The organism is Quisquiliibacterium sp., from assembly GCF_982640115.1.
Genome location: NZ_CEXFHW010000108.1, coordinates 1 through 13,565 on the forward strand (window position 1 = coordinate 1; position 13,565 = coordinate 13,565).

11 protein-coding genes and 1 tRNA gene are annotated in these 13,565 nt (G+C 70.8%); 7 read left to right on the plus strand and 5 right to left on the minus strand.

Translation table 11 applies throughout. From position 1 onward, the window contains the following. Positions 1-73: 73 nt before the first annotated feature. The 3 genes from AC2H6A_RS12610 to AC2H6A_RS12620 all read right to left on the minus strand — a co-directional run bounded on the left by AC2H6A_RS12610 (position 74) and on the right by AC2H6A_RS12620 (position 3,528). A tRNA-Ser gene (locus AC2H6A_RS12610) sits at positions 74-164 on the minus strand. A 158-nt stretch (positions 165-322) separates the two neighbouring features. Then, positions 323-1,615, minus strand: coding sequence for a serine--tRNA ligase (gene serS / locus AC2H6A_RS12615; protein ID WP_484273954.1), 1,293 nt, complete (start codon positions 1,613-1,615; stop codon positions 323-325). Positions 1,616-1,731: 116 nt separating this feature from the next. Next, positions 1,732-3,528, minus strand: a complete 1,797-nt coding sequence (locus AC2H6A_RS12620; RefSeq protein ID WP_484273955.1) for a hypothetical protein — start codon at positions 3,526-3,528, stop codon at positions 1,732-1,734. A gap of 243 nt (positions 3,529-3,771) precedes the next feature. Here AC2H6A_RS12620 and rfaQ point away from each other — a divergent pair, with 243 nt between their 5' ends. The 7 genes from rfaQ (at position 3,772) to AC2H6A_RS12655 (ending at position 11,153) form a co-directional block, all read left to right on the plus strand. Continuing rightward, positions 3,772-4,914: a putative lipopolysaccharide heptosyltransferase III gene (gene rfaQ / locus AC2H6A_RS12625; RefSeq protein WP_484273956.1), complete on the plus strand. Its 1,143-nt coding sequence runs from the start codon at positions 3,772-3,774 to the stop codon at positions 4,912-4,914. Between the two features lie 61 nt (positions 4,915-4,975). Next, positions 4,976-5,425, plus strand: a complete 450-nt coding sequence (locus tag AC2H6A_RS12630) for an NfeD family protein (RefSeq protein ID WP_484273957.1) — start codon at positions 4,976-4,978, stop codon at positions 5,423-5,425. 67 nt (positions 5,426-5,492) lie between these two features. Further along, positions 5,493-6,404 (plus strand): SPFH domain-containing protein, encoded by a 912-nt coding sequence (locus AC2H6A_RS12635; RefSeq protein ID WP_484273958.1) that lies wholly within the window; start codon positions 5,493-5,495, stop codon positions 6,402-6,404. A 3-nt stretch (positions 6,405-6,407) separates the two neighbouring features. Then, entirely contained in the window at positions 6,408-6,770 is a 363-nt protein-coding gene (locus AC2H6A_RS12640; RefSeq protein ID WP_484273959.1) for a DUF2237 family protein, read from the plus strand. Beyond that, positions 6,743-7,504 (plus strand): ABC transporter ATP-binding protein, encoded by a 762-nt coding sequence (locus AC2H6A_RS12645; protein ID WP_484273960.1) that lies wholly within the window; start codon positions 6,743-6,745, stop codon positions 7,502-7,504. Before AC2H6A_RS12640 ends, AC2H6A_RS12645 begins: the two co-directional genes overlap by 28 nt. A 7-nt stretch (positions 7,505-7,511) precedes the next feature. Next, complete coding sequence (locus tag AC2H6A_RS12650; protein WP_484273961.1) at positions 7,512-9,887, plus strand: ABC transporter permease; 2,376 nt, start codon at positions 7,512-7,514, stop codon at positions 9,885-9,887. 45 nt (positions 9,888-9,932) lie between these two features. After that, the gene (locus tag AC2H6A_RS12655) at positions 9,933-11,153 is read left to right on the plus strand and encodes an efflux RND transporter periplasmic adaptor subunit (protein ID WP_484273962.1); all 1,221 of its coding nucleotides are present in this window, start codon (positions 9,933-9,935) and stop codon (positions 11,151-11,153) included. 25 nt (positions 11,154-11,178) lie between these two features. Here AC2H6A_RS12655 and AC2H6A_RS12660 read toward each other — a convergent pair whose 3' ends face one another. Then, positions 11,179-12,762, minus strand: coding sequence for a phospholipase D-like domain-containing protein (locus tag AC2H6A_RS12660; RefSeq protein WP_484273963.1), 1,584 nt, complete (start codon positions 12,760-12,762; stop codon positions 11,179-11,181). Continuing rightward, positions 12,759-13,502 (minus strand): DUF3047 domain-containing protein, encoded by a 744-nt coding sequence (locus AC2H6A_RS12665; protein ID WP_484273964.1) that lies wholly within the window; start codon positions 13,500-13,502, stop codon positions 12,759-12,761. The genes AC2H6A_RS12660 and AC2H6A_RS12665 overlap by 4 nt, the downstream gene beginning before the upstream one ends. Positions 13,503-13,565: the final 63 nt, after the last annotated feature.

Here is a 13,565-nt window from a genome sequence, read left to right on the forward strand (position 1 = left end):
AGGAGCGCACCCAAAGAGGCCCCGAACGGGTTGTAAATTGTTCGAACGACTTGGAATCAGTTCGAAATAGTCTTGGCGGAAAGGGTGGGATTCGAACCCACGTTACCGGAGACCGGTAAACCGGATTTCGAGTCCGGCGCATTCGACCACTCTGCCACCTTTCCGGGTGCTTCTGACCAGGCGCCGGCAGACTGCGTGCAGCCTGCGCCCGAAGGATCGAAGCCCCAAAGTATAGCAAGAACCGCCGCGGCCATGACTGCGCTGCCCCGTAAGCCGGGGCAGCGCAGGCCCCGTCAAGCCAGGGCGGCCAACCTCCGGCCGCTCAGGCCGGGGCCAGGCGCTCCAGCCCGCCCAGGTAGGGGCGCAGCGCCGCAGGGATGCTCACGGAGCCATCGGGCTGCTGGCCGTTCTCGAGCACCGCCACCAGGGTGCGACCCACCGCCAGCCCGGAGCCATTGAGGGTATGCACGAATTCGGTCTTGCCCTGGGCATTGCGATACCGCGCCTGCATGCGCCGGGCCTGGAAGGCCTCGCAGTTGGAGCACGACGAGATCTCGCGGTAGGTGTTCTGCGCCGGCAGCCAGACCTCGAGGTCATAGGTGCGGGCCGCCCCGAAACCCATGTCGCCAGTGCACAGCGCCATCACGCGGTAGGGCAGCTCCAGCGCCTGCAGGATGGCCTCGGCATGGCCGACCATGGCCTCGAGCGCCGCATCGCTGTCCTCGGGCCGCTCGATGCGCACCATCTCGACCTTGTCGAACTGGTGCTGGCGGATCATGCCGCGGGTGTCGCGACCGTAGGAGCCTGCCTCGGAGCGGAAGCACGGCGTGTGGGCGGTGAGGCGCAGGGGGAGCTGGTCGGCTGCAAGGATCTCGCCGCGCACGATGTTGGTCAGCGAGACCTCGGAGGTGGGAATGAGATAGAGCGGCTCCTCGTCGCCCTGCTGGCCGCCCTTCTTCACCGCGAACAGGTCCTGCTCGAACTTGGGCAGCTGGCCCGTGCCGCGCAGCGAGGCGGCATTCACGATGTAGGGGGTGTAGCACTCGGTGTAGCCATGCCGCTGCGTGTGCAGGTCGAGCATGAACTGGGCAAGTGCCCGGTGCAGCCGCGCCACCGGCCCGCGCATCAGCGCGAATCGCGAGCCCGAGAGCTTGCCAGCGGTCTCGAAGTCGAGCCCGAGCGGGGCGCCGATCTCCACATGATCCCGAGGTTGTGACTCGAACACCCGTGGCTCACCCCAGCGCCGCATCTCCTGGTTGCCGTTCTCGTCACGGCCGACCGGCACACCCGGCTGGGGCAGGTTGGGCAGGGTCTGCAGCCACTCGGCCAGACGCGCCTGCACCGCCTCGTTGGCCTGCTGTGCCTGCGCCAGGCCTTGCGCGATGCCGGCCACCTCGGCCATGAGCGCGGTGGTGTCCTCGCCTCGGCCTTTCATGGCGCCGATCTGACGCGATAGCGCGTTGCGGCGGGACTGCAGCTCCTCGGCGCGGGTCTGCACGGCCTTGCGCTGCGCTTCCTGGTCGCGGAACCAGGCGGTGTCGAGCGTGAAGCCGCGATCAGCCAGCCGGGCGGCGACCGCGTCAAGGTCCTTGCGAAGCAGTTGCGGATCGAGCATGGAATGAAAAAGGCCCCTGTCGGGGCCTCTTGCCGGTCAGGAAGAGCGGCGATGGTAGCAGGCACGAAAGCCCCGCGCCCATCGCCGCGCCGGGCCCGAAGGCCCGGCTGCGGGCCTCAGAAACCCGGCACGGTCATGCCGCGGCCGGCGATGGCCAGGGGCACGGTGGCGTAGGTGGTCGGGCCGAAGACCTTGTCGGCGAGGTCGGTGGTCACCGCCGGATTGGGCGAGACCGCCTTGTCGTCGGTGAGCGAACCATCACCCGACTTGTCGTAGTAGAAGCTGCCGCCGGCCGAGGCGCAGCTGTTGGTCGGCGCGTAGGTAATGTTCGAGGATGCGGCGGCGTTGTTGGTCGGCAGCCACTTGCCCGCCGTGTCATCGAAGGTGATGTGCTGGCGCTGGAAGTAGTCCTTCAGTGTGTGGCTGTTGCCCGGCCCGGCCCAGTTGCAGATGAAACCCTGGATCTTGCCGTCGCTGGTGCCGATGTCGTTGCCGTAGCCGAAGTAGGCCTCGCCGTTGCGCACGCTGGTGCTGCTGTTGAAATTCAGGCCGATGTTGAAGACCCGGGAATGGCTGTCGAGATCACCCGCCTGCCAGCCATAGGCGTAGCTGCCCTGCATGGTGGTCGGGTCGTAGACCGCGCCGAAGCGGTTGAAGTTGTTGGCCCAGCCCTTGGTGCCCGTCCACTTGCCGGCCGGGTCGAGCTGGCCATCCGCGCTGAAGGAGGCATAGGTGGTGGCCAGGGCCGCCGCGGTGCCGGCGCCGCAGTAGTTGCCCTCGCGGTGCACCAGGGTCATGGCGGTGGTGCTGTTACGGGTGTACTTCAGCGTGCCGACATCCACCGTGCCGCTGCTCTTGCCAGAGCAGTTCTGCAGGTCGGTGCCGCCGCGGGCGAGCGCGTAGGTGAGCAGTCCGGTGTACTCGCTGCGGCTGGCGCCCGGGGTATGGGTGAGGCTGATCTCGGCCTTGCGGGTGACGCCACCGTGCGTGAAGTCGAACTGGACGGTGTAGGTGAAGGTTCCCGAGGTGGGCTGCGACACCGAGGCGGTGGTGAAGCTGGGCGCCGCGGGCAGGCCCGAGAACGCGGTGTTCATGTCGGCCTTGAGGTCGAGCGTGGCGCCCACGGCGGGCTTGCTCTTGCCGGCGGCCGAGGCCACATTGATGAGGCTGGCCAGGGTCATCAGACCGGTGTTGACCCGACCGCTCACGCCATCCATCCGGGCATCGAGCTGGGCGCTGGCGCAGGCCCAGCCGGTGCTGGTGTCGAGCGCGGTCCAGAGGCCGACATCGCCGCTGGGCAGTTCACCGCTGCTGGGGCTGCCGTCGGGATGGCCCTCGTACTTGACGGTAGGGCCGTAGCAGCCGGCATTGACCGGTGTCTTCAGGAAGGCCACGGCATCGAAGGCGGTGCCGGCGCGCGGGGTCACGGTGCCCGAGAGCAGCGCATTGATGGCATTGGCCGCCTTGAGGTAGCGCGGCGAACGGGTGACGGCGGCCTGCGCCTCGGACACCGGCATCAGGCCGAAGGCGATCTGCCCTGCGCTGCGGAAGTCCGCCGCCGCGAGTGCCGCGGCCAGGGCGCGCAGCCGCGGCAGGGGCTCGGCCCTGGACAGGGTGAGCACCTCGTTGGTCATCGAGACCGGCGAGGTCATGGCCAGCCCGACCGGGAACATGGTGCCGCCGTCGATCGACGCGCTCGGGGCGGGCGCCGGCGCAGGAGACGGATTGGGCGAGGCTGCGGAGGAGCCACCGCCACCGCCGCAACCGGCGACCACCAGCGCCACGCTCAGCCCGAGGCCGAGTGCGGCCGCGCGTGCGGCCAGGGAAGGGGACGGCAGGGTCAGTGCCGAATTGGCAGAAGGCATGGGCGCAGACAGCACGCAATGCGAATCGCGGTCGAGGCGGTGCGACATGGGGGCTCCCGGAGAATGGATGGAAGACCGGCGCCGTGGGCGTCCACAGGAGAGTGGGTGGGCGGTGAGCGAAGAGCCTGCTCGGGGCGAGGTCATCCGCGAAGTATCCTCTGGCACGGGAAGGGCAATTTCACCGTTGATCGGGGAAAATGCCCCCCTGATCAGGCAATCCCGTCCGTCTTGCGGCCCGTCCGGCCGCGCCAGCCGGGGCCGCCACCCCCCTTCCCCGATTCCAGGTCGCCCATGTCGCCGTCTGATCCGGACCCCACCCGTCTGCAGCGGGTGCTGGTCACCAAGCTGCGCCACCATGGCGATGTGCTGCTTGCCGCGCCGGTGATCGGCGCACTGGCCCGACACGCGCCGCAGGCGCAGATCGACGCGCTGGTCTACGCCGAGACCGCGCCCATGCTGCTCAACCATCCCGGGCTGTCGCAGGTGCACCGGATCGACCGCGCCTGGAAGCGATCGGGGCCGTGGCGTCAGGCCCTCGCGGAATGGCAGCTGCTGCGGGCGCTGCGCGCACGACGCTATGACCTGGTGGTGCATCTCTCGGTGCATCCCCGCGGCGCCTGGCTGGTGCGCCTGCTGCGCCCGCGCTGGTCGGTGGGGCCCGAGCTCAGCCGGCCCGGGCGCCATGCCTGGTGGCGCAACAGCTTCACTCACCGCTATCCGGCGCAGTCGCATCCCGAGCGTCACACCGTCGAGACCAACCTCGACAGCCTGCGCGCCCTGGGCCTGCCGATCGGCGAGGCCGACAAGGCGGTGACGCTGGTGGCCGGCGCGCCGGCCGAGTCCGCCATCGAACAGCGCCTGAACGCGCTCGGCTTGCCGCGCGGCGGCTTCATCCATGTGCATCCGATGTCGCGCTGGCGCTTCAAGTGCTGGCCGAGCGAGCGGGTGGCCGCGCTGTGCGAGACCCTGGCAGCCCGCGGCTGGCCGGTGGTGATCACCGCTGCGCCCGATCCGCAGGAGCTCGCGCTGATCGCTCAGGTGCTGGCGCGCTGTCCGGCCGCGGGCGGAGCCGCGCCCCGCATCCACGATCTGTCGGGCCAGCTGTCGCTGGAGCAGCTCGCCGCGCTCACCGCCCGGGCACGCCTCTTCGTGGGCGTGGACTCGGCCCCCATGCACATGGCCGCGGCGGTGGGCACGCCCACCGTGGGCATCTTCGGTCCGTCCCGTGATCGCGAATGGGGGCCCTGGGGCCAGCCGATGAGCCTGCACCGGGTGGTGGCCTCCACCGAGCATCCCTGCCGCCCCTGCGGGCGCGCGGGCTGCCAGGACAGCAAGGTCAGCGACTGCCTGGTGACGCTGCCCGAGCGCGCCGTGCTGCAGGCCTGCGAGGAATTGCTCAGCAACGCCCCTGCCCCGCTGCCCGCCGCGGCCTGAGGTCGCTTGCCACGCGGTTCGTGGCAGCATCGGCCTTCTAGGCTCATGAACGGAAACCCCCATGGAACTGTCCGCACCCGCGCTGTGGTGGCTGCTGAGCGGCGCGCTGATCGTCGCCGAACTGCTCAGCGGCACCTTCTACCTGCTGATGATCGCGCTCGGCGCGGCCGCGGGCGCCCTCGGCGCTCATGCCGGCGCGGGCGTGAGCGCCCAGATCGTGGTGGCCGCCCTGGTGGCCGGCGGCGCCACCGCCGCCTGGCATCTGCGGCGGGCCCGTCATCCCCGCTCGGCGCCTGCGGCGTCCAACCCCGATGTGCTGCTCGACATCGGTCAGCCGGTGCGCGTGGCGGCCTGGCAAGACGACGGCACCGCCACCGTGCAGTACCGGGGCGCGGCCTGGCAGGCGCGTCATGTGGGGGCCCTGCCGCCGCAGCCCGGCGCCCACATCATCGTGGCGGTGCACGGTACGCGGCTCGATGTCACGCCCGCATCCACGCCCTCCGCTCACTGATCGCCCTCGTTGCGCTCATCGGCCGATCGCACCGATCACCCTCACCGCCCACCACCAGGAGTTTCGCGTGGAAATCGCCCTGATCATCGCCATCGTGGCCGTCGTCTTCGTCAGCCGCACCTTCAAGATCGTGCCGCAGCAGCATGCCTGGGTGGTCGAGCGGCTGGGCCGCTATGACCGCACCCTCGCGCCCGGCCTGAAGTTCGTCATTCCCTTCGTCGAGCGCGTGGCCTACCGGCACTCGCTCAAGGAGGTGCCGCTCGATGTGCCCAGCCAGGTCTGCATCACCAAGGACAACACCCAGCTGCAGGTCGACGGCATCCTGTTCTTCCAGGTGACCGACCCGATGCGCGCAAGCTACGGCTCCAGCGACTACATCGTGGCCATCACCCAGCTGGCGCAGACCACGCTGCGCAGCGTGGTCGGCAAGATGGAACTCGACAAGACCTTCGAGGAGCGCGACATGATCAATGCCTCGGTGGTCAATGCGCTGGACGAGGCGGCGCTCAACTGGGGCGTGAAGGTGCTGCGCTACGAGATCAAGGACCTCACCCCGCCAGCCGAGATCCTGCGCAGCATGCAGGCGCAGATCACCGCCGAGCGTGAAAAGCGCGCCCTGATCGCCGCCTCCGAGGGGCGCCGCCAGGAGCAGATCAACATCGCCACCGGCGAGCGCGAGGCCTTCATCGCCCGCTCCGAGGGCGAGAAGCAGGCCGAGATCAACAAGGCGCAGGGCGAGGCTGCCGCCATCGCCGAGGTGGCCGCCGCCACCGCCGAGGCGATCACCCGCATCGCCCAGGCCATCCGCCAGCCCGGCGGTGACCAGGCGGTGCAGCTCAAGGTGGCCGAGCGCGCAGTCGATGCCTATGGCCAGCTCGCCAAGGCGAACAACACCATGATCGTGCCCGGCAACATGAGCGAGGTGTCGGCGCTGATCGGTACCGCCATGACGCTCATGAAGAGCGGCCCGAAGGCCTGAATGATGAGCGCGCTCAATGTGCTGGGCGAGCCGCTGCAGGCATGCTCCTTCGATCCGCTGACCGGCTGGTTTCGCGACGGCTGCTGCCACACCGACGCGCAGGATCACGGCAGCCATGTCATCTGCGCACGCATGACCACGGCCTTCCTCAACCATCAGTTCGAACTGGGCAATGATCTGATCACGCCGCGCGCGGCGTACCGCTTCGCGGGTCTCAAGCCCGGCGATCGCTGGTGCGTGTGCGCCCTGCGCTGGAAGCAGGCCTGGGTCGATGGCTGCGCCCCGCCGGCGGTGCTGGCCTGCACCCATGAACGCGCGCTGGCGTTCGTGCCGCTCGAATGGCTGCAGGCCTCGGCCCAGGCCTGAACGGCGCCCCGGCTGCGCCCCTCGTCGCACGCCCTGCGCTCTTTCGCGCGCGGGGCCTGTCCAAGATCTACCGTACCGGCGAGGTCGAGGTGGTGGCTCTGCATGACATCGATCTCGACATCGGCGCCGGCGAATTCATCGTGCTGCTCGGCCCCTCGGGCAGCGGCAAGTCCACGCTGCTGAACATCCTGGGCGGGCTCGATGCGCCGAGCGCCGGCGATGTCGAGTTCCGCGAGCACCGCCTCACCGGCGCCTCCGATGCCGAGCTCACCGCCTATCGCCGCGAGCATGTCGGCTTCGTGTTCCAGTTCTACAACCTGATCCCCAGCCTCACCGTTCGGGAGAATGTCGCGCTGGTGACCGACATCGTGCATGACCCCATGCCGATCGACGAGGCCATCGACCGGGTGGGCCTCACGCCGCGGCGCGACCACTTCCCGGCGCAGCTTTCCGGCGGCGAGCAGCAGCGGGTGGCGATCGCGCGCGCGATCGTCACGCGGCCCGAGGTGCTGCTGTGCGACGAACCCACCGGCGCGCTCGACTACCGCACCGGCAAGCTGGTGCTCGAGGTGATCGCGCGCATCAACGCCGAGCTCGGCACCACCGCGGTGGTGATCACCCACAACGCGGCCATCGCCGGCATGGCCGATCGGGTCATCCACCTCGGCGACGGCACCATCCAGCGCATCGACATCAACCCGCACCGCCTCTCGCCTTCGGAGCTGTCCTGGTGAGGCGGCCGTGAAGGCGCTCGACCGCAAGCTGCTGCGCGACCTGCGCCGGCTGTGGAGCCAGGCGCTCACCATCGCGCTGGTGGTGGCCAGCGGCGTGGGCAGCTATGTGACGGCGCTCTCGGCGGTGGACTCGCTGGCCGAGGCGCGCGATGCCTTCTATGCGCAGGGCCGCTTCGCCGATGTCTTCGCGGCCGTCAGACGCGCGCCGCGCGCGATGGCCGACACACTCGCCGCGATTCCCGGCGTGGGCGACATCCAGCTCAGCATCGAGCGCGTGGTGCGCGTGGACATCGCCGGCGTGGATGATCCGCTGCTCGCGCGCATGATCGGCATCGACCCGCGCCAGCCCCGGCGGCTCAATGCGGTGATGGTGCGCAGCGGCGCGCCGCTCGACCCCGACAGCCAGGGCGTGCGCGGCGATGGCGCGATCGATGCGCTGGTCTCGGCCTCGTTCGCGCAGGCCCACGGGCTTGGCCCGGGGTCGCGCCTGAGCGCGCTGATCAACGGCCGCCAGCGCGCGCTGGTCGTGCGCGGCATCGCGCTCTCGCCCGAGTATGTGTTCGCCGGCATGACCGGCATGCCCGACCTGCGCGGCTTCGGCGTGCTGTGGGTCGACGAACGGGTGCTCGCCGCCGCCTGGGACATGGAAGGCGCCTTCGACCATGTGTCGGTGCGGCTCGCGCCGGGCGCCAGCCCGCCCGCGGTGATCGCGGCGCTGAACCGGCACCTCGCCCGCTATGGCGGGCGCGACGCACATGCGCGCGAGCACCAGACCTCGCACGCGTTCCTGCAACGCGAGATCGACGAGCAGCGGGTCTTCGCCACCGTGCTGCCGGTGATCTTCCTGGCCGTGGCGGCCTTCCTGCTCAATGTGGTGATCTCCCGACTGGTGGCCACGCAGCGCGAGCAGATCGCCGCGCTCAAGGCGCTCGGCTATCCCGACCGTACGATCGCCGGGCACTTCATGAAGCTGGTGGCGGTGATCGTCACGGTGGGGCTGATCATCGGCTTTGCCGGCGGCGAGGCCTTCGGCCGGCTCATGACCGGTCTGTATGCCGGCTTCTTCCAGTTCCCCGAGTTCGCGCATCGCATGACCCCGTCGCTCTTCGTCACCGGCGCGCTGGTGGCGGTGATCACCGCGCTGACGGGCACGCTCAACGCGATCTGGGCCACGGTGCGTCTGCCCCCGGCCGAGGCCATGCGCCCGCCCGCCCCGGGGCGCTACCGGGTGAGCTGGCTGGAGCGCATCAGCCCGCGCCTGCTCGGCCCGGGCCCCCGGATGATCCTGCGCAACATGCAGCGGCGCCCCTGGCGCACCACGCTCTCGGTGCTCGGCATGGCCGCCGCGGTGGCCATCGTGATGATGGGCAACTTCGCGCGCGACAGCATCGCGGTGATCGTCGACACCGCGTTCTCGGTGGCGATGCGCGCCGATCTCACCGTCAGGCTGATCGAACCCGGGGACGATGCGGCCCGGCATGCGCTGGCCCGGCTGCCAGGGGTGATCGCGGTCGAATCAGGCCGCGACGTGGCGGTGCGCTTCGTGGCCGGTCATCGCAGCGAACGCGGCGCCATCCAGGGCCTGGAGGCGCAGCCGCAACTGCGCCGCGTGGTCGATCTCGACGGCCACGCCGTGGCCCTGCCCGGCGAAGGTCTGCTGATGAGCGACCGGCTCGCTGCCAAGCTCGGGCTGCGCCCCGGCGATTTCCTGCGGGTCGAGGTGATCGAGGGCAGGCAGCCGAGCCTGCTGGTGCCGCTGGCGGGCACGGTGCGCGACATGATGGGCCTGAACGCCTACATGGAGCGGCGCGCCCTCAACCGGCTGCTCGGTGAATCGGATGTGGCCAGCGCCTACTCGCTGGCGCTGGAGCGCGGCGCGGAACCGGCCACGCTCGCGGCGATCCGCGGGCTGCCGACCCTGGTGGGCACCTTCAGCAAGGCCAGCCTCGAGCGCAACATGAACGAGGTGAGCGCGCGCAACATCCGCATCATGAGCTCGATCATGACGGTGTTCGCGGTGGTGATCGCGGTGGGGGTGGTGTACAACAACGCCCGCATCGCGCTGGCCGAGCGCACCTGGGAGCTGGCCAGCCTGCGCGTGCTGGGCTTCACCCGCGGCGAGGTCTCCGCGCTGCTGCTGGGCGAGCAGGCGCTGCTCATCGCGCTGGCGCTGCCGCTGGGCATGCTGATGGGCGAAGGGCTGGTGCGCGGCATCGTCTCGTTGTTGGCCTCCGACCAGTTCGCCTTCCCGGTGGCGCTGCAGCCGCGCACCTACGCGTGGGCCGCGCTGTGCGTGGTAGCCGCGGGCGTGGGCAGCGCACTGGTGGTGCGTCGGCGGGTCGATCGGCTCGACATGGTGGCGGCGCTCAAGACCCGTGAATGAAGGCTTGCCGGCGCGTCTGCCGGCCGAGGAAAGACGCAGACCGACATGAAACGCAACACGCTGCTCATCACCGCCGGCATCGCTCTGGCGGCAGCCGGCCTGCTCGCCTGGGCCTTCGCGCCGCGCCCGGTGCTGGTGGAGCTCGCCACGGCCGAGCGCGGTCGCTTCGAATCCACCATCGATGAAGACGCGCGCACGCGGCTGCGCGAACGCTTCATGGTGTCAGCGCCCCTGGCCGGCCGGCTGGCCCGCATCGCGCTGCGCGAGGGCGACCCGGTGGCCGCCGGGGCCGTGGTGGCCCGGCTCTCGCCTGTGCTCTCGCCCCTGCTCGATGAGCGCACCGTGCGCAGCCAGCAGGCCCGCGTGGCGTCGGCCGAGGCGGCGGTGCTGCGCGCCGGGGTGCGCGTCGAGCGCGCGCGGGTGGGCCTGCGCCAGGCCGAGAACGAGCTCACGCGCAGCGAGCAGCTTGCCGGCAAGGGCTTTGTCGCGCCCACCAAGCTCGAGGTCGACCGCCTCGCGGTGGCAGCGGCCCGCAAGGAAATCGAGGCCGGCGAACAGGACCGGCATGTCGCCGAGCATGACCTCGAGCAGGCCCGCGCCGCGCTGAGCGCGGTGCGGCAGACCGGCAGCAACGGCGCGCCCTTCGAGGTGCGCTCCCCGATCGAGGGCCGGGTGCTGCGGATCGCGCAGGCCAACGAGGCGGTGGTCGCGCTTGGCGCGCCGCTGCTCGAAATCGGCGACACCCGGCGGCTCGAGATCGTGGCCGAGCTGCTCACCACCGATGCGCTGCGGGTCATGCCCGGTGCCCGTGCGCAGATCGAGCGCTGGGGCGGCCCCGGCATCCTGGCGGGCACGGTGCGGCTGGTCGAGCCCGCGGCCTTCACCAAGGTGTCGGCACTGGGCATCGAGGAGCAGCGCGTGAATGTGCTGCTCGACATCGTCAGCCGGCCCGCGCAGTGGGCCGCGCTCGGCGACGGCTTCCGGGTGTCGGTGCGCATCGTGCAGCTGTCGGAGGACAACGCCGTCACCGTGCCAGTGAGCGCGGTGTTCCCGTTGCCCTCGGCAAAGCCCGACGCGAGCGGGGCACCGCCGATGGCGGTGTTCGTGGTGCGCGAAGGCCGCGCGCGGGTCCTGCCGGTGACGCTCGGCGCCCGCAACGGGGTGCAGGCCTGGATCCGCGCTGGGCTGGAGGCCGGCGAGCCGGTGATCGTCTATCCGCCGCCGGCCGTGGCCGACGGGGTGCGGGTGAAGGCCCGCGGACGCTGAATCGGCGCCGCGCGCGGGCCTGGGGTCAGAGCAGGCCGTCGATCGGCAGCCAGGACAGCACCCGGGCGCCCAGGCGTCGCAGCAGCGGCGCGCCGGGTTCGCGCTCATGCACCTGCTGCGTGCCATCGGCCCGGGTCTCCAGCCACTGCAGCGTTCCCTCGCGCGACAGGCTCACCCGCCAGGTGGCCGCCGTCATGTCCCGGGTGATGGCCTCGGCCAGCGCACGGGTGAGCACCGGGCTGTCCACGGTGAGCCCCATCTCGGTGTTCAGACGGGCCGAGCGGGGATCGAGGTTGAACGAGCCCACGAAAAGGCGCTCCCCGTCCACCAGAAAGGTCTTGCCGTGCAGGCTGGCTGCCGAGGACGCCCCCAGGCGGACATTCCAGGGCAGCCTGGGCAGGCGGACCTGGGCCACGGCATCGGGCTTGAGTTCATGCAGCTCGATGCCCGCGGCCAGCAGCGCACGACGGTGCCGGGCATAACCGGCATGCACCGCCATCACATCGGTGGCGGCCAGCGAATTGGTGATGATGCGCACCGCCACGCCCCGACGGGCGAGTTCCACCAGATGCCTCACCCCTTCCTCGCCAGGCACGAAGTAGGGCGAGACCAGATCGAGGCTGCGGCGGGCGCTGCTCAGCCAGCGGCCGAGCGGCTCGAGCATGCGGCCGGTGGCAGCACCCCCGGCTGGCACCGGCTCGAGTTTGGCCGGCGTGTCGGACAGCACCGCTGCCGGAGCCCACTGCAGCGGGCCATCACCGCCGAGCGGCGCGCCCAGCCAGGGCGAGCGCTGCAGCTCGGCAAGCAGACGCGCCACCTCGGGCAGCCTGCCGGGATCGTCGAGCAGCCGCGCGAGGCCGGTGAGTTCGGTCGCCTCGACCGGCGGCAGCAGCCCGCCGAGCGGGTAGGCCCAGCGGCTGTTCCAGAAGGCATCGAAGTGGCCCGCGGTGGCGCGCGCGACCGGGCCCAGCGCGATGAGATCGAGGTCGGCGAAGAGCAGATCGGCATCCACGCCGTAATAGACATCACCGATGTTGCGCCCGCCCACGATCGTGGCCAGGCTGTCGGCGGTGAACGACTTGTTGTGCATGCGCTGATTGAGTCGCTGGAAGTCGGTCAGGTAGCCCAGGGCCTTGAAGCCGCGCTGCGCGAAGGGATTGAACAGGCGCACCTCCACCCCGGGCTGGGTGGCCGCAGCCTGCAACCAGGCATCCATGCCATCGCTGCCGTTGTCATCGAGGAGCAGTCGCACACGCACGCCACGCTGCGCGGCCCGGCGCAGCTCGTGCAGCAGCAGCAGCCCGGAGGCGTCGGGCCGCCAGATGTAGACCTGCACATCCAGCGCGCGCTGCGCGGTGCGGGCAAGCAGCACCCGGCTGGCCAGGGCCTGGGTGGGGTCGCGCAGCAGGGCCACACCACTCAGCGTGGCATCGCCACCCGGCGGTGCGTAGGCCCTGGCCAGGGCGCTGTCGGCCCCGGCGATCAGATGGGTGCTCGGCTCGCGCTCGGGCAGGGGCGGCAGACGATGGGCGCAGCCCGACAGCGCAAGCCAGGCGCACAGCGCGGCGGCCAGCCACAGCCCGCGACGCAGGACCCGACGGCCCGTCATGTCGGCCCGCACTCGAAGGCGAACCCCGCGTACAGGCCGTCGGCCTTCTCGCCGGTGTTGTCGGTGTCGGTCATCACCGCCACGGCCACCACCGGGCCGGGCGCCACGCCAAACGCGCGCCGATAGTCCTCGCGCAGGTTGCGGCGCACCTCGTGCCACTTGCCCAGGTCCTCGGTGCCCGACTGCACGACCAGCATCTTGATCTGGCGGGTGTGGCTGGAATCGATCAGGGTCTCGGGTGTCTCGCGGCTGCCCCAGATGTACATCAGCGCGGCATAGGGCGGCGGGCGGCCGGTCATGGTCTGCGCGAGCTTGCGCTGCGCGCGCTCGGCCATCGGCAGCTTCGAGGCATCCCCATCGAAGGCCACCACCACCCGCAGCGGCGCATCCTCGCGGGCGCGGTCGGCGTTGTCGGCACCGGGCACCAGGGCATCGGTCTTCCACGACCACCGCAGCCAGGTGGCGGCAGACCGGGCCGGCTGGAAGCCCGCGCCGTAGAGCGAGGCCGCGCCGTCGGCGTGGGCCTGCAGCACCCGGCGGCCATCCTGCGTGAGCAGCTGGTAGCGGGTGTCCTTCTTGAGCTTGGACAGCGGCGCATGGCCCCAGGCGGTGGCGCCGCCCTCGAAGGGCAAGGGGCGCGGGGCGCAACCCTTGGTCTGCGCCGATGCCGCGCCGGCCAGACACATCAGCGTGCCGAGAATCCCGGCGCGCGTCCATCGACGGATGACTGGACTGCCCATGTCACGATCCCTGGGAGGAAACCGGCGCACTGTACCGCGGGAGCCCATGCCGCGACACCGTGC

Excerpts from the sequence above, each read along its gene's own strand:
- serS (WP_484273954.1), bottom strand. The coding sequence starts at position 1,615 with ATGCTCGATCCGCAACTGCTTCGCAAGGACCTTGACGCGGTCGCCGCC.
- AC2H6A_RS12620 (WP_484273955.1), bottom strand. The coding sequence starts at position 3,528 with ATGTCGCACCGCCTCGACCGCGATTCGCATTGCGTGCTGTCTGCGCCC.
- rfaQ (WP_484273956.1), top strand. The coding sequence starts at position 3,772 with ATGTCGCCGTCTGATCCGGACCCCACCCGTCTGCAGCGGGTGCTGGTC.
- AC2H6A_RS12630 (WP_484273957.1), top strand. The coding sequence starts at position 4,976 with ATGGAACTGTCCGCACCCGCGCTGTGGTGGCTGCTGAGCGGCGCGCTG.
- AC2H6A_RS12640 (WP_484273959.1), top strand. The coding sequence starts at position 6,408 with ATGAGCGCGCTCAATGTGCTGGGCGAGCCGCTGCAGGCATGCTCCTTC.
- AC2H6A_RS12645 (WP_484273960.1), top strand. The coding sequence starts at position 6,743 with ATGGCTGCAGGCCTCGGCCCAGGCCTGAACGGCGCCCCGGCTGCGCCC.
- AC2H6A_RS12655 (WP_484273962.1), top strand. The coding sequence starts at position 9,933 with ATGAAACGCAACACGCTGCTCATCACCGCCGGCATCGCTCTGGCGGCA.
- AC2H6A_RS12660 (WP_484273963.1), bottom strand. The coding sequence starts at position 12,762 with ATGACGGGCCGTCGGGTCCTGCGTCGCGGGCTGTGGCTGGCCGCCGCG.
- AC2H6A_RS12665 (WP_484273964.1), bottom strand. The coding sequence starts at position 13,502 with ATGGGCAGTCCAGTCATCCGTCGATGGACGCGCGCCGGGATTCTCGGC.